11 protein-coding genes are annotated in these 19,915 nt (G+C 59.3%); 4 read left to right on the top strand and 7 right to left on the bottom strand.

Going from position 1 to position 19,915, the window contains the following annotated elements:
• Nucleotides 1–19: 19 nt before the first annotated feature.
• Nucleotides 20–292: a type B 50S ribosomal protein L31 gene (locus PspCFBP13528_RS05560; RefSeq protein WP_065951779.1), complete on the top strand. Its 273-nt coding sequence runs from the start codon at nucleotides 20–22 to the stop codon at nucleotides 290–292.
• 19 nt (nucleotides 293–311) lie between these two features.
• On the opposite strand, the gene PspCFBP13528_RS05565 is transcribed toward PspCFBP13528_RS05560, so the two are convergent.
• From PspCFBP13528_RS05565 to PspCFBP13528_RS05580, 4 genes are read right to left on the bottom strand one after another with little or no spacing between them, the layout of a single operon-like run.
• The gene (locus PspCFBP13528_RS05565; protein ID WP_101219476.1) at nucleotides 312–1,691 is read right to left on the bottom strand and encodes an ATP-binding protein; all 1,380 of its coding nucleotides are present in this window, start codon (nucleotides 1,689–1,691) and stop codon (nucleotides 312–314) included.
• Nucleotides 1,688–3,514, bottom strand: coding sequence for a DAHL domain-containing protein (locus PspCFBP13528_RS05570; RefSeq protein WP_232790535.1), 1,827 nt, complete (start codon nucleotides 3,512–3,514; stop codon nucleotides 1,688–1,690). Before PspCFBP13528_RS05570 ends, PspCFBP13528_RS05565 begins: the two co-directional genes overlap by 4 nt.
• On the bottom strand, nucleotides 3,511–4,479 hold the full coding sequence (locus tag PspCFBP13528_RS05575; protein ID WP_137199781.1) for a cytochrome c peroxidase: 969 nt from the start codon (nucleotides 4,477–4,479) through the stop codon (nucleotides 3,511–3,513). The genes PspCFBP13528_RS05570 and PspCFBP13528_RS05575 overlap by 4 nt, the downstream gene beginning before the upstream one ends.
• A gap of 19 nt (nucleotides 4,480–4,498) precedes the next feature.
• On the bottom strand, nucleotides 4,499–6,376 hold the full coding sequence (locus tag PspCFBP13528_RS05580) for a GGDEF and EAL domain-containing protein (RefSeq protein WP_137199782.1): 1,878 nt from the start codon (nucleotides 6,374–6,376) through the stop codon (nucleotides 4,499–4,501).
• A gap of 201 nt (nucleotides 6,377–6,577) precedes the next feature.
• Between PspCFBP13528_RS05580 and PspCFBP13528_RS05585 the strand changes: the two genes are divergently transcribed.
• Complete coding sequence (locus PspCFBP13528_RS05585; protein ID WP_137199783.1) at nucleotides 6,578–7,891, top strand: HD domain-containing phosphohydrolase; 1,314 nt, start codon at nucleotides 6,578–6,580, stop codon at nucleotides 7,889–7,891.
• Here the strand turns inward: PspCFBP13528_RS05585 and PspCFBP13528_RS05590 are convergent, their stop codons facing one another.
• Nucleotides 7,892–11,995 carry a DUF6543 domain-containing protein gene (locus PspCFBP13528_RS05590; protein ID WP_137199784.1) on the bottom strand — a complete coding sequence of 1,368 codons (4,104 nt, stop codon included), beginning with the start codon at nucleotides 11,993–11,995 and terminating at the stop codon, nucleotides 7,892–7,894.
• Nucleotides 11,996–12,260: 265 nt separating this feature from the next.
• On the opposite strand from PspCFBP13528_RS05590, the gene PspCFBP13528_RS05595 reads away from it, so the two are divergent.
• Nucleotides 12,261–12,671, top strand: coding sequence for an NUDIX domain-containing protein (locus tag PspCFBP13528_RS05595; RefSeq protein WP_101219487.1), 411 nt, complete (start codon nucleotides 12,261–12,263; stop codon nucleotides 12,669–12,671).
• Nucleotides 12,668–13,174: a GNAT family N-acetyltransferase gene (locus PspCFBP13528_RS05600; RefSeq protein ID WP_137199785.1), complete on the top strand. Its 507-nt coding sequence runs from the start codon at nucleotides 12,668–12,670 to the stop codon at nucleotides 13,172–13,174. The genes PspCFBP13528_RS05595 and PspCFBP13528_RS05600 overlap by 4 nt, the downstream gene beginning before the upstream one ends.
• 25 nt (nucleotides 13,175–13,199) lie before the next feature.
• On the opposite strand, the gene metR is transcribed toward PspCFBP13528_RS05600, so the two are convergent.
• Nucleotides 13,200–14,117, bottom strand: coding sequence for a transcriptional regulator MetR (gene metR / locus PspCFBP13528_RS05605; RefSeq protein ID WP_065951787.1), 918 nt, complete (start codon nucleotides 14,115–14,117; stop codon nucleotides 13,200–13,202).
• Nucleotides 14,118–14,195: 78 nt separating this feature from the next.
• Nucleotides 14,196–19,805 carry a DUF6543 domain-containing protein gene (locus PspCFBP13528_RS05610; RefSeq protein ID WP_137199786.1) on the bottom strand — a complete coding sequence of 1,870 codons (5,610 nt, stop codon included), beginning with the start codon at nucleotides 19,803–19,805 and terminating at the stop codon, nucleotides 14,196–14,198.
• Nucleotides 19,806–19,915: the final 110 nt, after the last annotated feature.

The raw sequence follows: 19,915 nt of genomic DNA on the forward strand, positions 1-19,915 counted from the left end.
CAGACGCCCCGGAGGCCTAATGAAAGCTGGTATCCATCCCGACTACCGCACCGTGCTGTTCCACGACACCGCCGCCGACGTGTTCTTCCTGATCGGCTCCACCGCCGACAGCGATCGCACCCATCAACACAGCGATGGCAACACCTACCCGTACATCCCGCTGGACGTCTCGAGTGCTTCACACCCGATCTATACCGGCCAGCAACGCAAGACCCAGGTCGAAGGCCGGATCGCCGGGTTCAACAAGCGCTTCGCGTCGTTTGGCTCGAGCCCGAAAAAAGCCGACGAATAAGAACGGCCGGCGGCGTGCCCTACGCCGCCGTCTGCCGGATCGGCAGCACCACGCGAAATGTCGTCCCTTTGCCCAGCTCACTGCTGACCGAGATGTCCCCCCGGTGTTTCTTGACGATGCCGTAGGACAGTGAAAGTCCCAGCCCAGTGCCTTCGCCCACCGGCTTGGTGGTGAAGAACGGGTCGAAAATCTTCTGCACGGTGTCGGCGGCAATGCCGCAGCCGTTGTCCGCCACTTCCAGCCAGATAGTGTCGCCCTCCACGCCGTTGCTGATGGTGATGGTGCCGCGCTCCGGCCCCATGGCCTGGGCGGCGTTGATCACCAGGTTCATCACCACCTGGTTGAGCTGCGAGGCCAGGCATTCGATGTCCGGCAGCGGCGTGTAGTGCTTGATCACATCGGCCTTGTACTTGAGTTCGCTGGCGACGATGTTCAGCGTCGAATCGATGCCGTGTTGCAGGTTGGCGAACTGCCACGTCTGGTCGTTATCCACCCGCGAGAAGTTCTTCAGGTCCTTGACGATCTGTACCACGCGGCCAATACCCTCCTTGGACTCACGGATCAGCACTGGAATGTCTTCCCTGAGAAAGTCCAGTTCCAGCGCCGTGCGCAATGCCTCGAGCCGGTCGCGCGGGTCCTGTTGCGCGATCAACGCTTCGCTGTGCTGATACGCCTCCAGCATCTGTTGCAGCTGGTTGAAATAGCGCTCCAGGGTGCTGAGGTTGGATGAAATGAAACCCACCGGATTGTTGATCTCATGGGCGACGCCAGCGGCAAGTTGCCCCAGCGATGCGAGCTTCTCCGACTGCACCAGTTGGCTTTCCAGGTGCTTGCGCTCGTTGATTTCCAGTTGCAGCGCCTGGGTGCGTTGTTCCACCAGTCGCTCCAACTGCAGCGTTTGCAGGGAAGCACGCCGGGCCATGTCCCATTTATTGGCCAGGGTATTGGCCATTTGCTGGACTTCAATGTTGTCGAACGGTTTTTTCAGGATCAGCAAGCGGTCATAAGCGTGCAGGCGAGACAGCAGGTCGTCCCAGGAGTAATCCGAGTAGGCGGTGCATACCACCACTTGCAGGTCAGGGGCGACTTTCCACAACTGCTCGATGGTCTTCACGCCGTCCCAGCCTTGGGGCATGCGCATGTCAACGAAAGCCAGGGCATAAGGGCGCTGCTGCGCCATGGCGCTCATCAGCAAACCCAGGCCCTCTTCGCCGCCATAGGCACAATGCAGTTCGAACGCCTCGGCTTGCGGTGTAGCGGTGTCGCCGAACAGCGCCAACTCCATATCGTCCAGCGCCTGGTTGGTTGGCGCGCTGGGCATCAGGATCTTGCGAAAATCCTCATGAATGGAGGGGGTGTCATCGATCAGCAGGATGCGCCGGTTGGGAGGCTGGTTCATACGGTACTTCCTGCAAGGGTCAAGGGAATCGTCAAGGTAAACACCGCGCCAAGGCCCGGCCCGTCGCTGTGGGCCGTGAGCTGGCCGTGCATTTCCACGGCGGCCAGCGCGCAGCTGTGCAGGCCGAAGCCGTGGCCTTCCTTGCGGGTGGTAAACCCGTGGGTGAAGATCCGCGTCATGTTCTCGGCCGGTATGCCCTCGCCATCGTCCTTGACACTGATCTGAAGCCTGGCGTCAGCTGTCTGCTCGACCGTCAGGGTGATTTGCCGTGGCCGTTCGGACAGCGTGGACATGGCGTACTTGGCGTTGCTGATCAGATTGACCATGATCAGCAGCAGCCGATGTTTGTCTCCCAGGATCTGCGGCACCGGCGCGTACTGCTTGACCACCGTGACATGGTGACGACTCAGCGCGCCGGCGTTCATGCGCAAGGCGTCGTCCATCAGCGCGCCGATATCGACCGGTTCAAGCAACGAGGAAGCACCGGCATAGGATTGCTGGGTTGAAACGATGTCCTTGATGTGGTCGACGCTCTTGCTCAGTTGCGTCAACTCCTCGCTCATGCCGTGCTGCTCGATGGCAATCGCCTCCACCAGTTGGTTGAGGTAGCCCGGCAGCAATTTGCCCTTTTCATCCTCGGTGAGAAAGGTGCCCAGGTCGCCCTGATGCGCGTTGATCAGTTGCATGGCTTTGCCCAGGCCCTGGGCCTTGCTGCTGCGCAGTGTGCGGCTGACCAGGTCGGCGGAAATATTCACACTGTTGAGCACGTTGCCGACGTTGTGCAGCACATTGGTGGCGATCTCCGCCATGCCCGCCTGGCGGGCACTGTCCAGCAGCTCGCTCTGGGCATCCTTGAGTTGTTGCGTGCGCCGTTCCACCCGGTGCTCCAGGGTTTCGTTGGCCGACTGCAAGGCGCGGTTGACGCGGTTGATCTCGGCGAAACTGCGCAGCAGGCGCACGGCCAGGTAGAGCAGCAGCACCACCAGCAACGTCGAGAACACTAAAAGGTAGCGATGGTATCGATGATTGACGAGGTCGGTGGCCTGCTGCTCCTGATTGAGGTGGGTGGTCAGCGCGTCGAGGCGCTCGGCCACGGGCACGGCGGCAATCCGCTCAAGCAGGCTGTTGACCACCGGCTGTTCGCGCAGGATCAGCGAAATATGGTTGCTGAGGATATCCACCGGCGCCTGGAACTCACTGGGCAGGCTCTGTTTGTTGATCGCCAGTTTGCCCAGGCCCACCAGGATATCGGCGGCGCGCTCGTCGCTGGTGACCTGGGCGAACTCCAGGCTGCTGAGCAGCAGGTCGTAGGTGTCGGTGGCCACGCCTTGCAGTTGCAGCCGGCCTTCATCGTCAATGGCGTTGAATTGGGCCTGGATGTCATCTTCGGCGGTCGGCAGAAACGCCAGTGAGTTGCGCAGCACGGCGTTGTGGGATTTGAACTGGTCCACCAGCCGGGCTTTTTCCTGGATGGCCGTCTGATACGCCGCCCGGCTGGCCTGCCAACCCGGCAGGTCGGTAGCGCTGTGGTAGGTGTCGCGACTGTCGAGTTCTGCCCAGATGCGGGTCATTTCCGTCAGTGGCATGACCAGCGGATCGTAGTCGTGAGTGATTGCGATCCGCGCCTTGAGCACTTCGCTGTCCCATTGCGCATTGAGCTGCTGGAGCTGGCGGATCAAGTCCCGTGACTGGGTGTAGGTGGCCGCCTGGTCGCGTGAGGACTTGAGGTACAAAAACACCAGCGTGGAGGCGAGCAACAAGGTCATCAGGCCCAGCAACACTTGGCTGGCGCGGCGGCGATACAGGCGTGTCAGTCGTCTCATAGCGGCTTGCCCGCCCATTCGCCGGTCAAGGTCTTGAGAAACTGCACAATCAGGTCCTTGTCTTCCTGGGAAGGGGTGCGCCCCAACTGGTACTTGAACATCACGTCAACCGCTTCTTCCAGGGTCTTGGCCGAGGCGTCGTGGAAGTAGGGGGCGGTGACGGCTACATTGCGCAGACTGGGCACCTTGAACACATGGCGGTCCTCTTCGTCCTGGGTCAGCAGGTAGCGGCCCAGGTCCGCCTCGACCGGATTGCCGCGGGCCGTGAAGTAGTCGCCCATCACGCCGAATTTCTGAAACATGTTGCCGCCGATGTTCACGCCCTGGTGGCAGGCGATGCAGCCATAGTCCTTGAAACGCTGGTAGCCGTACTTTTCCCGCGTGGTCAGGATCTCGGTATTACCCAGCAGGTATTGGTCAAACCGCGAATTGGGCGTCAGCAGCGTGCGCTCGTAAGTTGCCAGTGCGTTTTGCACATTGGCGGCGCTGACGCCATCGGGGTACGCCTGCTTGAATGCGTTCTGGTAGGCGGGCAGGGCAGAGAGATTGCGCACTACGGTTTGCCAGTCGCTGCCCATTTCCACCGGGCTGATCACGACTTGTTCGACCTGGGCTTCCAGCGTGTCCACCCGACCATTCCAGAACTGTTTGAAGTTCAGGCTGGCGTTGAATACCGATGGGGTGTTGAGCTCCACCGGTTTGCCGTCAAAGCCGATGGAGAACGGTTTGTTGTCGGCCCCGCCCGCTTCCAGCGAGTGGCAACTGGCGCAGGACAACCTGTTGTTGACCGACAAGCGCGGCTCGTTGAATAACTGGCGACCCAGCTCGACCTTGGCCGGGTCCAGTACTGGCACCGTCGGCAAGGGCTTGAGCGCTTCGTTCAGCGGCGCGGCTGATAGCGGCGCGCCGGTGCCCAGGCACAACACCAGCATCAGACCCAAACGGTGATTGGAAATGTTGCTCAAGCGAGCACTCCTTGCAGGCCTAGGGCGATTGATCGGGCATCAGTGTCGCGCAGTCCGCTTGCAGCAACTGGACGAAATCCTTGGACGGCAACGCCTTGCTGAAGAGAAAACCCTGAGCTTCTTCACAGTGCCTGGATTTCAGGAAATTCAGTTGTTCGACGGTTTCCACGCCTTCGGCAATGATGTTCAGCTCCAGGCTCTTGCCCATGCCGATGATAGCGCTGATCAGTTGTTCATCCTGGTTATTTACACTGAGGCCGCGCACGAAGGAATGGTCGATTTTCAGCACATCGATGGGAAAGCGCCGCAAGTAGGTGATGCTGGAGTAGCCGGTGCCGAAATCATCCAGGGCCAGGCGCACGCCCATGGCCTTGATCTTTTGCAGGGTATCGACGGTTTCGTCGACATTCTGCATCAGCACGCTCTCGGTGATTTCCAGTTCCAGTTGAGTGGGCGGCAGGCCGGTCTCTTTCAGGATGGCAACCAGGTTATCGACGAAGTCCCGTTGGCGAAGGTCGATTGCCGAGATATTCACCGACATGCACAGCGGCGCCAGGCCCATCTCGCGCCAGGCTTGGGCTTGTAGGCAGGCCTGGCGCAGTACCCACTGGGTCAGGCGCACGATCAGACCGCTGTCTTCGGCGATCGGAATGAATTCGGCCGGGCTGGCCCAGCCGGTGGGTCGGCACCAACGTGTCAGCGCCTCCGCGCCGACGATGCGCCCGGAGTCCAGATTCAGCTTGGGCTGGTAGTGCACCACGAACTCATCGCGTTCCAGCGCCTGGCGGATCGCGCTCTCCAGGTTTTGCTGGTGCCGGGCGCGCAGGTTCATGTCTTCGGTATAAAAACTGAAGTCATTCTGGCCGCGTTCCTTGCAGGTGCGCATGGCGGTTTCAGCCTGTTTGACCAACCCCACCGCGTTGCTGGCGTCGTTGGGGTAAATGCTGATCCCCACGCTCGCGGTCACGCTCAGGTCATGGCCCGCGACGTGACGCGTCGTGCTGACGGCATTGAGTACCTTTCGCGCAATAAGCTGGGTTTGCTGGGGATGCAGGATGTCGTTGAGCACAATCACGAACTCGTCGGCGCCGTAGCGAAACACCGAGTCCGACGCGCGCACCGTGGCCACCAGGCTTTGGCTCACTTGTTGGAGCACCTCGTCGCCCGCCGGGTAGCCCAGGGCATTGTTGATGCGCTTGAAGCGGTCGAGCCCGATAAACATCACCGCCAGTTGCGTGTCATGCCGCCGGCCCAGGGCGATGGCCTGGGTCAACCGATCACCGAGCAGCGTGCTGTTGGGCAGCTCGGTCAAGGCGTCGTAGTGCAACAGGTGCGAGACCTTGAGCAGTTCCTGTACGCGTTCTTCGATGGTGCATTCCAGGCCGATCACCTTGAGCGCGGCGTCCTGGGCCAGTTGCCATTTCCAGGTCAGCGCATTGGCCATCTGGCGGATTTCCAGAGCGTCGAAAGGTTTTTTCAGGATCAGCCACTGATCTTCGTATTTCAGGCGCGCTTCGATGGCCTCGAAGGAGTAGTCGGAATAGGCGGTGCACAACGCTATCTGCAGGTTGGGATCGACGTCCCACAGCTGTTCGATGGTGTGCAGCCCATCCCAGCCGGGGGGCATGCGCATGTCGATAAACACCATGGCGTAGGGAGCCTTGGCCTCCAGTGCCTTGTTTACCAGCGCAAGCGCTTCCTGGCCCTGGTAGGCGGAGTCCAGCTCAAAAGCCTGGCGTACTGGCGCGGCAGTGCCGAACAGGGCTGATTCCAGGGCATCGAGGGAGGGCTCGCCATACTCGTCGGCACAGAGGATTTTGCGAAAGTCCTGGTGGATCGAAGCGGTGTCATCGACGATGAGTATGCGACGGTTGGCGCGTGCCGAGTCCGGATTCATGGCGCGCTCCGCAGCTGCAAAAGGTTCGAAGGCATAACGATTCCTTCCGTGGTGCTACAGCTGAACGACGTGCACATCTGCTGTGACAGCATAGTTGAGTTACCTTGATATCGACGGCTACTTCGCGTCAAATCGACACCGTATACGTGTTATAGCGGTTCAATTTCGCGTAACTTGATTTAATTTGAAGGCAGAGTCGCCATGGATGAACCACTCGCTACCAAGCCCGCCGTTCTGCTGGTCGACGATGAAGAGTCGATCCTCAACAGCCTGCGCCGCCTGTTGCGCAGCCAACCCTACGACGTCGTGCTGGCCACCAGCGGCGCCCAGGCGCTGGAGATCATGGCAACCCGGCCCATCGACCTGGTGATGAGCGATGCGCGCATGCCCGGCATGGACGGGGCCACACTGTTGGCCGAGGTCCACCGTCTGTACCCGGGCGCCCGCCGCATTCTGCTCACCGGTTATGCCGACTTGACCACCATCGTCAAGGCGATCAACGACGGCCAGATTCACCGCTACATCAGCAAACCCTGGAATGATGAAGAGTTGCAGTTGATCCTGCAGCAAACCCTCGAACACCAGCGGCTCGAGCGTCTCACCCATGCGCAGAATGACCAGCTCAAGGCGCTCAACGCCACGCTGGAAAAGCGCGTGACGGCGCGCACCGCCGAATTGCAACAGACCGCCGACATGCTCGACCTGGCCTACGACGAGCTCAAGCGCAGCTACGTGACCGGTACCGAAGTGTTTTCCCTGCTGGCCAACCTGCGCCTGCCCAAAGACAAGCAGACCAACCGCGCGTTGATCGAATTGATCCGCGTGTACTGCGCCGCCCAGTCCATCGATGAAGCCAGCACCCGCGACCTGACCATGGCCGCCGCGCTGTACAACATCGGCAAACTGAGCTGGAACGACAGCATGATGCTTGCGCCATCGGACAAGCTGCACAGCACCGACCGCGGCCTGTATCGCGAATACCCGACCCAGAGCGAGTCGTTGTTGATGACCCTGGAGCCGATGAAGGACGCGGCGCGCATCATTCGTCATCACCAGGAGCGTTGGGACGGCTCGGGGTTTCCCGACCACCTCAAGGGCGACGCGATCCCGCCCGGTTCGCGGTTGTTGAAGCTGGCGGTGGATTTCATCGAATTGCAGAAGGGCCTGATCCTGGAAAGGCACCTGAACAGCGACGAAGCGCTGCTGTATATCCGCAAGTACGCCGGGCGCCTGTATGACCCGGAGCTGGTGGAGGATTTCGTGCAGGCCTGCGCCACCTTTCTCAGCGATGTGACCCTGGGTGATCCTACGGTCAAAGCCCTCACCACCCGCGAGCTGGAGGACGGTATGGTGCTGGCGCGCAACCTCAATGCCGACAACGGCATGTTATTGCTCAATGCCGGCAAGGTGCTGAACCTGCCGCTGGTGGACAAGCTGATCGCGTTCGAGGCCATGGAGGGCGCCAAGTACACTGTATTTATCAAGACGCCCGACGAGGTGCCGCCCAGCCCGTAGCTAGACGCCCCAGGCTACGTGCTTGCTGCCGTGGTAATCAAAGATGCCCCTGATGATGTAGACATCTTTGCCACCTTCTTTGCCGTTCCGTTCAATTGCCACGCGCCAAGGACTACGGCCCGAGCCGGCCTGTACCTGGGGTAAATCGACATAGGTGTAGTTGCCTATTCGCTTGCGGCTGAGGCGGCCGGCTTGGATATCCTGGGTGATTTCTTCAAGTTTGGCCGTGGCAGGGGCGGGCAGGAGTTTTTTCTGGGTTTGCGCCAGGTCATCCAGTTTCACGAGGTTGATGAGCGGATCGCGAGTGGGCGGCACTTGCGCAACGCCAGGCAGCGCTGGCACTGGCCTTTCAACCCTGTGGGTTTGAGCGCGGGGGACTTCAAACTCCAGGGGCGTTGAAAACTTGGGCAGGGTATTTTCGAATGCTGTGACGTCTCGACTGTCCACCATGGCTAAGCCCGCGTCTGCACCAGGCTGGCCTCGGGATAGGGCGATATAGGGAATGCCGGATTTTTTGAAATCTTCTGAAAAGGAGGCGACGTTAAGTTTGGCGATTTTTGCCTTGAAGGTATCCGTCAGGAATGCATTCAGGGTTTCTTGCGTCTCAGGCAGCAAAAAGAATCGGTGCGCTGCCTCTTGGGGGGTAACGCCCAGAGTCGAGGCGAGTTCATGAATGCGTGTGCGGCGGTCGGGGTGGTTTGCAAACGCTGAGAGCGCAGCGTCTTGCCAGGTAGGAAGTTCATATTTTGCCGAGAACTTATTCATCGCCGTCTGGTGTTTGTTCGTGATGGCGTACCCTACAAATTGTGCGCCTGTATCGGGGTCGGCAACGGCAATCGATGTTCTGATCTGTTTGTCGAAGTTATCGTTTTTGCCAATGAGCCTTTTGACTCTTTTAAACAACTCCTCCTTGTCCAGCGCAGACAGAGGTCGCGCAAATGCGTGTGTCGACAGGTGGATATGTTCAAGCGTGGTCAGCTCGAACCGCAGGTTCAACAGGGTACTGCGTAATTTCTGCTGATTGGATTGGCTCAAGCTTCTCTGGTTCGATAGCCAGCGGCGAAATTCAGCTTCATCCAGGGCGCCGAGTTGGTGTCGGGCGCGAGTGATCAAATCGAGTTTCTGGGAGGCGCCGGTTTGTTCTATGACGCGCTCGAAATCCCGCATTTCCCCTTCTGTTGCGAAAAGCCGCATGGCCGCGATCAGGTCCGCATCCACCTGCTGTTCAGGCGTCAGAGGACGCAGGGAGCCCAGAATAGAACCTCCGCCCCACGTGTTTTTCTCGAAACGCGGCTTCCAGCCTCTCTCGTCGCCCGGTACGACCATAAAGTCCATTCTGTTGCCGGCTGGATCTTTCACATAGCGTACGTTGTCCTCTACATAGGACTGATACAGGTGATAGTGGCCGGCTTCATCACGCATTGCGATAAATTGGTTGTTGTACTTGTCAAGAAAGTACGGTGCGCTGCCTGTTGAGTGCCTACGCAGATAATTGTTGCTTTTGGCAAACGCTCCTACGTCAAAGAACGCGTCAAGCTGATTCGGCAGTCGATACGGTTCGACATTGAGCCAGGCCGGTTCCAGCGGTCGGATTGAAGCCTCTGATAGTGCGATGTTGGGTTTTTGACCCGCATCGATTTTTTTGACAAGCCCCGGGATCCGGCGCTTCAGCTGATGGGCCAGGTTCAACCCTCGGTTGATGCTGCGGCGCAAAAGCGCGAGGGTGGTCTTGCCGGGTATCACGCCGAGCAGGAAATCGGCGACTTCGACCCCAAACATAAAGGCGTTCACTGCCGATTCGCGGAAAATCTGCGCATTACTCCGTGAACGGTGATCGGCGTGCGCAAGTTGAAACCCCAGTTGCGCCGAATACAGGTACGCATGCAAATTGCCGGTGACCGGCGTCAAGGTATAACGGTGCACACCGCGGGTATCGTTGAAAATCCGCGTCATCTCTTTTGTATCTTTGGTCGCCATGCGCGGGATGAAATAGGCCTGCCATTCAGGTTTTGCTTTGAGCGTGTCCAGCTCCACCAACCCGTTGACCAACTCTCTGAAGGGCACGCCATCTGGAGCATCCGGGGTATACAGCACACTGACTCCGTCAGGCTTGGTGTCTTTTCGATGAATGACCAGGACGTGATGGATGACCTGCCCCCCTTGACCTCTTGCCTGCGCGGCGCCCAGCACCAGTAGGTTGACCTCTATCTCGCGCTCACTGACCCGGGGGCGGGTGGTTGAGTCGGGGTGCTCCGTGATTGCCTTTATCCAGTCAAGCCCACTGCCGGGTGTTTGGAATATAAACAGTTTGGCGGCGTCAGGGTTGAGACGGCTCTCCAGGGCATCCTTGTTCATTTTTGCCGCGTTGGCGCGCTGCCAGGCTGTTGCGAAGGTGCTTGCCTCGCCGCCCTGCGAGAAGGTTGACCTCAGATAGGCATCGTATTTCTGGCCAATGTCGGCCTCCTGGGCGAGCGCGTGCAAATCGTCATTGCTGAGTTTGCCCCGCAGTTTTCCGGCCGTGTCGATAATGTTCGCGGTGGCGTGGATCGTTCTGTGTACCTCATGCACCGACCAAGGGTCGACGTTACGTTGGGCATAACTTCCCAGGGTTCGCAGATCCACGACGACCTGGGTACGCCAGGTGCCCCACGTCAGTTTTTTGCCCGGCAGAAACTGCGGGATGTTGATTTTGCGATCTTCGCTGATATAGACCGTGGCGCTTTCCTCGTCACGATACCCGGTCACCTGGGCTGACCGGGAGGTGGTTGACACACGCAGGTGGACCAGGCTTCTGTAAGGGGCAATATCCACGTTGGCATAGGTCGGCTTCTGGGTTTTGAGCACCTTGTCGGTTTCTATCCGAGAGAACGCTTCCAGCGTCAAGATCTTCTCAAGAAACGGCGTGAGCGCCGCATGGCTGTCAATCAGCTCTTTTTCCAGTTGCCTGTACCGGACCTGATCTTGCGAATCGGCGGTTTTCAACCACGCAGGTTCGGCTGCCAGCAGGTGCAGGCTGCGGGCCACAAAGGCCTCTGCGATATCCAATTGCGGTGCCAGGTCCGCGGCCAGGTCGAGTTCGGCTGCCGATGGCAAAGTCTCCTTGCGCATCGCCTCGCGAATGGAAAAAAACTGCCGAATCCGTACTGAGCGGACACTGTCTGCGATCACGTCAGCGGTTATCTGCGTCGGGTTGCCTGTAAGCACGGGCAAGCCGCTCAGTGCTGTGCGTGCTGCCGTCGGCAGGCTTGCGATCAGGAGCTTGCCTGCCGATCCGCCGTCCTGTACACGGGCCGCGACGGTTTCGTTCAAGCGCGCCAGGCTGGCATGTTCCTCAAACCCCGTGCTCGGGCTATAAAGCATCACGCTGCCCGACACAGGCGTCTTGATCGAGGGACTCAGGATGAAGGCGCCGGCGAATTCACTGCCATCCTCCAATGCCAGTCGATACACCGCGGGCCTGTTGTCGACGGTAAACGCCCGTTCCCGTGCCGCAGCACTTGGGTACTTGAGCACGTTGTCCGCCAGCGTCCGCCCATTGGCCGACAACGTGCCGTCAACTGAGCTCAATGCCAATTGATGGGCCAGCACCTGTCGGCGCAGTGCGACCAGTTGCTCCTCCCGGTTGGGTTGCGCACCCTGTCCTGTCCTCCAGAATGCATTCAGGCTTACGGTTGTCGCTAATTCCAATGCGGCGGCCAGGGTTGCAGTCGAGCCGACTGAAGCGAGGCGTTTGTCCGTTTCCAGCGTGTTGCATTCGCGGAAGAACGCGCCGGTCTCCTGGGTCAGGTAGGCCTCTGCGTTGGGCGCACGCAAGGTTTTCAGGAGCTTGCCCAGTGTTTCACAGGACACAAGTTGCGTTTGCCCCTGCGTGTCCTCCCTGTATCGACTGTAGAAAATCTGGTTTGGATTGATGGGCCGATGCACGTCGGGAAAGATCCCGGCCAATTGCTCCTGGTACACGCTGCCCAGGCTCGGCTGTTGCTGCAGCAGTTGGTCGGTTTGGGCGCTGAGCTTGTCAAGCTCCCTGATCAGGTGTGCCTGCTGTTTGTCCAGCGCTAGCGAAGCAGGCACCTCCACGGGTAGCGTCATGGGCTGCAAGGACATCGAAGAAGTGCTCCCGCCCTGGAGGGGTTGCGGGTCATCAGCCTGTGGATTCATGGGGGGAGGCAATGAAGTATGCATGGGTCGACTCTTATAACGGGGGCATGGTGCACCACAGGTGCAGCACGCCGGCTGAATAGGAGTTGGTGAGTGTGGGGGCGCCGGTATTGGCTTGAGTGGTACTTGTATGTGACTCAGCGCAAGCCCGTTGCCAGCGCCTGGGATGTGTATGATCCTGGTGTTTTTTTCAATCCGAGGCGTTTATTTCATGTCCATGACAATTCGCATTGCTGCGGCCCTGTTGATCGGCCGCGACGGTCAAACCCTGCTGGTGCGCAAGCGCGGTACTCAGGCCTTCATGCAGCCTGGCGGCAAAGTTGACGCTGGCGAACAACCCATCGAAGCGTTGTCCCGTGAATTGCAGGAAGAACTGAACCTGCGTATCGATCCAACGCACGCGGTGTATCTCGGCCAATTCTCGGCGCCTGCCGCCAACGAGCCGGGCTTTACCGTACAGGCCGAGTTGTTCCAGGTGACAATCGACGCAGCCGTCTTCCCCGCTGCGGAGATTGAAGAGGTGCGCTGGATCGATCCGATGAGCGACGGTGGCTTGCATCTGGCACCGTTGACGCGTGACTTCATCCTGCCGTTCTATCGCGATTCGCTGGCGAGCGCATGATGATCCGCCAGTTGCTCAGCAGCGATGCGCAAGCCTATCGCGCGTTGATGCTCCAGGCGTACGGCGCTTATCCTCAGGCGTTCACCTCCAGCGTGGCCGAACGCGCAGCGATGCCGTTGAACTGGTGGCAGAAGCGCCTCGACAGCCCACTGGATCGGCTGCTTGGCGCCTTCGAGGGCGATCAACTGGCGGGTATTGTCGGCTTGGCGTTCGAACCTCGGGAAAAGGCGCGGCACAAGGTGACCTTGTTCGGTATGTACGTGACCCAGGCTCACCAGCAAAGAGGCTTGGGCCGGCAACTGGTAGAGGCGGCGCTGGCAGAAGCCTGCCGGCATCCGCGCCTGACGTTGATCCAACTGACGGTGACTGCCGGCAACGATGCAGCGTTGGCGCTTTACCAGCGCTGCGGTTTCATTCAGTACGGCCTGGAGCCGTTGGCCGTGCGGGTAGGTGACGAGTATTTCGACAAGATCCACCTGTGGCGGGAATTGGCGGATCAGTGACCTCCCACAGGGTTGCCTGCGGCGCTTAGCGCACTGCACTGACCCCATCCAGGGTGGAAAACGACGTGTCCTTGGCCGTCAGCAAAAAGTCGCGCATGTACGGCGCATCCAGCATGTCCGCCCGAATCCCCGCATACAGCGTTGCAAACAAACCTTTCTCGCCCAACCGCTTGGCCTTCACATACCCGCGTGAGCTGTATTCATGCAGTGCCCAATGCGGCATGCCGCACACGCCACGGCCGCTGGCCACCAATTGCATCATCATCACCGTCAGTTCCGAGGTGCGTACCTGGGCCGGTTCCACATCGGCGGGCTCCAGGAAGCGGGTGAAGATGTCCAGGCGGTCGCGCTCCACCGGGTAGGTGATCAGGGTTTCAGTCAGCAGGTCTTGCGCAACGATGTACGACTTGTGCGCCAGCGCGTGCTGGTTGGCCACCGCCAGCATGGCTTCATAGGTAAACAGCGGCACATAGGTGATGCCCGGCAACTCCAGGGGGTCGGAGGTCACCACCAGGTCCAGGTCGCCACGGGCCAGGGCCGGCAGTGGGGCGAAGGCGAAGCCCGAGGCCAGGTCCAGCTCCACTTCCGGCCAGGCATCGCGGAACTGGTCGATGGTCGGCATCAGCCATTGGAAGCAACTGTGGCATTCGATGGCCATGTGCAGCCGCCCGGCGGTGCCGCCGGCCAGGCGTGCGATGTCTCGCTCGGCGCCGCGCAGCAAGGGCAGGGTGGCGTCGGCCAATTGCAGCAGGCGCAGGCCGGCGCTGGTGAAGCGCAGCGGCTTGGTCTTGCGCACGAACAGCGGCATGCCCAGGCGTTCTTCCAGTTCCTTGAACTGATGGGACAGCGCCGACTGCGTCAGGTGCAGGCGTTCGGCGGCTTCCACCAGGCTGTCGGCTTCGCGCAGGGCGTGCAGGGTTTTGAGGTGGCGGATTTCCAGCACGGCGGCCTCCATGAATAAAATTTGTGCTTAATGATAAGGCATTGAGCACTATTCATGTTGCCCGCCAGGCCATTCAACTTATTCCAGTGCCTCGAAGTGTTGCCTGGCAAGGGGTTTGTCGATATTGCCGCGCCAGATTTCAACGTCCGCGAAGGTGGCTCCGGCGCCCGCCTGGGCTGCTCGCCACTTCATGCCCAGGTATTGTTGGTCGTAGCGCTTTATGTGCGCCTTCTCAAAGCTGCCGAACGGGGATCGCGGTGTCACGTAGTGAAAGTGCGCGTACCAGATCAGTTTGTCGGCCTTTCCCTGCTTGGTCGTGCTGTAAACCTCATACTCCTGCAGATAGTCGTCTTGTCCGTCAGGACGTTTGTCTCTGAGCTTTTGGCGTGTGCCTTTCTTTCGAATCACCACTCGACCTTTTTGAATCAGGTAATCCAGGTAGCCCTCGGTCGGCGTATTGCTTTCCAGGCTGCGCTGGATCCGCAGGGCTTGCCCTGACTGCTCAAGTGCACTGGCCCGGTTTCGCAGTTTTTCGACGATCGGGTTGTCGGCCTCCAGGCCTTGCACGGTCCTGGCCCGGGTCCTGAGGCCTTTGGCTTCACTGACCAGCATATGTTCGAGGTTGACCGGCTCCATGGTTTTGTAGCCCCGGACTTTGTTTTCGACGGCATCCACCGCATCCAGCCGGGCAGAGGCTTCCGCTACGATGACCTTGACGTCAGTCGGCAGCTTCGGTGAGGCGGCCACCGAGCCGCTATGGGTCGGGTTCAAGCGAAAGGTCTCGCCATCGCCGATTTTATCCCATACCTCAATAGTCGCCCCATCGGCGTCCTGGGTCATGAATTGTCTTGGCGACTGTTGCCCTGCGGGTATTTCGGTGCCGATCAATAGTTGCCCATCTTCGGTTTCAAAGACCTTCCGAGTATCGGTGCGCCTGCGTTCGGAGGCGGGCATGGCTCGCTGAGCTTTTTTAATCAGGCTCCTGAGGTCGTCTTGCAGGAGCGAGAGGAAACGTTGGTCGAAATGACTGGGTGACCTCTCCTGCCAGGTGATCAGGTCAAGGGAAAGCTCTTGGTAGACCTCGATGCAGTTTTGCAGTACCCGGTTGCGTTCTACCACGTCGAGACCCACCTCGCGGAGGGTCATGTGTGTGGTCGAGGCACGATCGAATCTTTTTCTGGCGGTTTGCACCGCGGTCTCCAGATAGACCCAGTCAATGCTCCTGACTGTCGGCTCAGGCGTAAGGGCTTGTAAAAGGTTGCCGCTTCTTATGGAGGCGATGCGAAGATCGGTGAATTTTTTTTTCCACTCATCCAGATAGGTTGCCAACTCCGTACGCTTGCTTTTGACGGTTATGCGTTTGGTCCACGTGTTCATTTCCTTTTTAAAGGCCTCTACCCGTTTCAGTTCATCGAGCAGGTCGAGACGGCACTGTCTGATTTCAAGGGTCAGGGCTTTGCGCCGACCATGCCCAAGCGACGCGCTATTGAGTTCTTGAGTGATCGCGATTGCTCGCTCAGTCAAGGCCAGTAAGCGGTTATTGGCGTGTTCGAGTAGGCGGTTCAACCGATCTGAAACGATTTGCGCTGTTTTACTCAGTTCCTGGGGAATGTCGAATTCGGGTAAGCGGATTTGCTTCTGCCTGGCATCTTCGAACGAGGTGTGCATGTTCGTTGCGTCTTCAATGTCCTTGGTCAGGGCGATATCCAGTGCTCTGCTGTCGTTGGTCTTTTGAGCAGACACCACGTTCGCGTCTGGATAGTCGTCCAAGTGTTTTTTCAGTTTTATGTCGCTCTGTGCTATCTGATCGACTAGCTCGTTGTATCGCCTTATCAGCGACCTATTGAGTTCAAGGCGCTGCATGTGGACCTCAAGCGCTGCTTGAGGAAGTTGTCGATTGACAGCCGGTGGCACGCTCGAGCCCGCACGCGATGTCCCCTGTCCGCGCCTGCTGCCGCCGCCATACCCGGTGAGATGGCCGCCATGCAATGCCGAGTAAGTGTTCCACTGCTGCGCTTCGTCAAAAGCAATGACCGGCGAGTAGAGTTTTGCCTTGGCGACCAGCCGCATTTCATGGGCCGTCGGTTCAAACCTAACCTTGAAGTAACGTCCACCGTCTGCGATGAAATGCTCGCCGGAAGTATGCCGTAGCGTATGGCGATAAGGACCGGTCTGCACCGCTTGCAGGCTACCGAGTTCGAGGGGTTGATCGAATTCGTAGCCCGCGAAACGATGGGCGGTGGTTCTCTTCACCTCACGTGTTTTCAGGTTGCGCCAGAAGGCAGGGCGCCCTGTGTATCTGGCCTGGTGCTGGCGAGTCAGCGTGCTGGCGGTGGAGGGGCGGGCGGGGGGCAGGGCTGCAAACGTCGCGGCGTCCATGCCCGCATACACCAGGCTTTCGAACACCGAGGCCAGTTGCTCAATGCCGTGGTGCACGTCGTCCTTCCTGAAGGCATCGACGGCCGCATACAGGCTGGTGACGGCATCGGCCAGGGAGACCGCAGTGCCGATCAGCGGAATAAAACCCAGCGCGATTTTGATGCCGTTGAGCAAAACGCCCGTTTTGAGCGCGTATTTCGCGTCTGCCAGGTCCTCATTGGAACGGGCGTCATTTCGATTGCCTTCAATCAGACGGCCCATGTGCGTATCCAGCTGATGGGCTGCCAGTGAGGTAGTGACCGGCCAAGGGAAGCCGACACCGATGACCGCGTCGTAGCTTTTGACCATGGCCTGGTCGATGCGGTTGATGTGAGACTGGACCTCTGCGGTCAATGCACGGCTTGCCACGTACTTGACCATGGTGTCGAGATTGCATAGATCGAACAGTTTTTTGCGCGCCTGTTCCAGGCTGTCGAAGCGTCGCAGGCATCGTTCGTCTGGCGCATCGGGCAAGTAAAGTAACGTGACCCCGGAGGTTTTTTCCTGAATGAAACTGATGCCTGAAAGGGTGACCGTGCCATAGCGATTATTGTCGCTGTCGTCGACCAGGGTCGCCGGCAGCAGGGCAATACGTTGGGTACCGACTTGCCACGCGTTGTGCGTATCGGCGTGGATCGCGGTGGTCCATACCCGCAGATCGTCGGCGTTGATATGGCCTTGCATGAACGCCATCTGGCCCTGAATCTGGAGCATCAGGCGCAGCGGTTCAGTCAGGCATTCGCGGCGGTAGTCCCGTTGGAACGTCGACTCCTGGGAGGTGCCTCTGAAGGCTTGGTAGATTCGCGTTTCGTAGGCTTTGGCCAGGTTGAGGTCGCTGACCATCTTGACCAGGTAGGCACCGTTGATGCCTGCCTTAAGCCTGTTGAGCTCGGCGGTATCGTCAGCCGTCACGTCCACGGTCATGTAGTGCAGCCGCTTGCCCAGGCTACTGTCGATGTTCTTCAAGGCCAGTTCATCAAGGGACATTTTGCTGCGCTTCAGGCTGGGTGCGGTGGTTACTTTGACTGCGGTTGCGCCCACGCCGCTGCCGCCGGTTACGGGGTCTTGGATATCTCTTGTCGAATCAGGCAGATCCAGTTGCAGGCTGAAACCCTGGGTGATCGAGAAGTCTTTGCGCACGCGTGAATCGATTGTGAGCCTGACGAATTCATCACGTGGCGGCAGGGATTGAACGAGCAGGGCCTGGGCCCGAACGAGCGCCGGAATGTATGCCTTGAGCCGAGCGTTGAGGCTCTCCCGTTGTTCTTCTGTTTGGGTGACCAGCCAGGTCGGCAGTTTTTGCGCCAGGTGGCCGCTGTTGTGCTGTTCCACGATCTCCAGATAGGCCGCTTCGCGGGCGCTGTGTTCGGGCACCCGGAGGTTGTCGAGGGTTTCTTCGCGTAATTTTTGCAAGCATTCGGCCAGTTTGTCGGCATCGTCGGGGGTGGCATAGGTCGAGCGCAACTGCGCAGCGCGTTCCTCGAAATAGACTTGCTGAAGGCTGAGGCTGTGCTCAAAAGGATTGCCGGTCAGCTCCTTGAGCACCAAGGCAAGCTGGTCGTCCTGGGGGGTGATTTTGAACAAGGCCTCTTCCAATGCCTGGCGGGAGGTAAAGCGTTGCAGGGCTCCCCCGGTGCCCGGCCAGTAAACCATGTAACTGGCGGCGGTTGTCGCAGGCGATTTCAAGGCCGTTGCGGCGGTGAACACCAACGGCCCTTTGAGCTCGCTCTCAGTGATTTTTTTTGTGGCATTGGTTTGGTGGGTGACCGAGAGGGTCATCGAACAGGCCGCTACTTCTACGAGGCGGTCTGCGGCCACGGGCGAATCAAGGATGACCTCCAGCAGTTTCAGTTCATCGGCGCTGATCTGGTGCAGCGCCCGCTGAATCTGTGCTTCGATTCTCAGCCCCGCCACGCGCGCATTGTAAAGCGCGGTAAATTGGGTATTGAGGGTCGCTAAGTCGCAGGGGCGTCTTTCCAGCATGAGGCGTGCCGCGGTGCCTGACGCGTGCTGTTGTACTCGCAACTCATCGAGTTGCTGCTTGAATTGCTGCAGGCGCGTGTCCCGTTCGGCTGCAGGCGTACCTTCGCCCAGCAGGGTGTCCAGGGCGGTACGTTGTTGCAGCACTCGGGCCTGGCGTTGGCTCAATGGCAGGCCGGGGTAGAGCAGGCCGAACTGCGCAAGCGTGCCCTCCTCGAGGGGCGAGGGTGTCGGCGGTTCAGGCGCCGGGGCAAACAGCGATTGGCTCTGGCGCTGTTTGTCAAACGCTTCGATGGGCAGTCGCGCCAGGCTGGCATTATCGATTTCGATACCCGGGACAGGCTTGATTGCTTCGCGGTATTGGCCATCGGCCAATAGATTGAGCCAATGGCTGATACCGCTTTCCAGGGGGTTGGTTTTGAGGCGGTAGTCAATGGTGGCCAGGGGATCGGGGGGCGAGGTCGAAAACAAGAGCTGTTGATGATCGATCAACCAGCGTTCCATGTCCGTGCGCTTGGCGAACGTGCGCCAGGCCGGTTGATGGGCGGGCAAGTACAACAACTGGCTGACCGGCTGATCGGTATCGAGGGTTAATACCCATGCTCCCGGCAGGATCAGAGCGTCGGCAGTGGGGCGCTTGAGCACGATGTGTTCGGTGCAGATCTTTTCGGCCCCTGGCTCTGCCAGCAGGGGATCGATAATGGCAAACATTGGGTTGAGCGCCGCGGCGCTGATTGCACCTTGGGCCAACAGCGCTTCGCCAGAGGCCTCGAAGTGGATCTTGTACAGCGCGGTGGCCCTTGTACGACATGACACAGGTTGGTTGGGCGCGCGGTTGTTCAAAAAGTGCCGGGTCCAGGCATCCTTGATTGCCTGCTCCAGGTCCAGCCCTTTGAGTTCATCCAGCACCATGGGCACCGTGTACCCTGAAAGCCGGTGGTTGGCCGGTAGGTAGATGAGTGCCCCCTCGGGCACTTGGGTCGTATCCAGCGAGGGGTGCTGTTGCATGTAAAGACAGGCTTCGTTTATGGAGAGGATGCTTGATCCCCGCGTTTGGGTGGCCAGGAACTTCAGGCCGGTGCGCTCACCGTCCAGTTGTAACTGCTGCTGGAGCATCTGGTTGATCACCGTGCGCACCGATGGCGTGCCGGCCATCAGTTCGCGCATATCCTTGCAGCAGTCTTGCCAGCGCTGTGTGGCGTCCAGCAGCAGGTTTTCGTCAGTATTCGCGGGCGGTAGCAGGCGTGATAATCCGAAGTCGTTCAGATTGACGTCTGGGGTGTCGGTCATGATAGCGGCTCATTCATAAAAAACGATTAGAGAGCGATCGCCATAACCGGTGGTGGGATATAACTATCGGACGACCGTTGAGCGGCCTTCATCAAACTGTCATGCAACCG

The organism is Pseudomonas sp. CFBP13528 (assembly GCF_005233615.1).
GTDB lineage: Bacteria > Pseudomonadota > Gammaproteobacteria > Pseudomonadales > Pseudomonadaceae > Aquipseudomonas > Aquipseudomonas fluorescens_AM.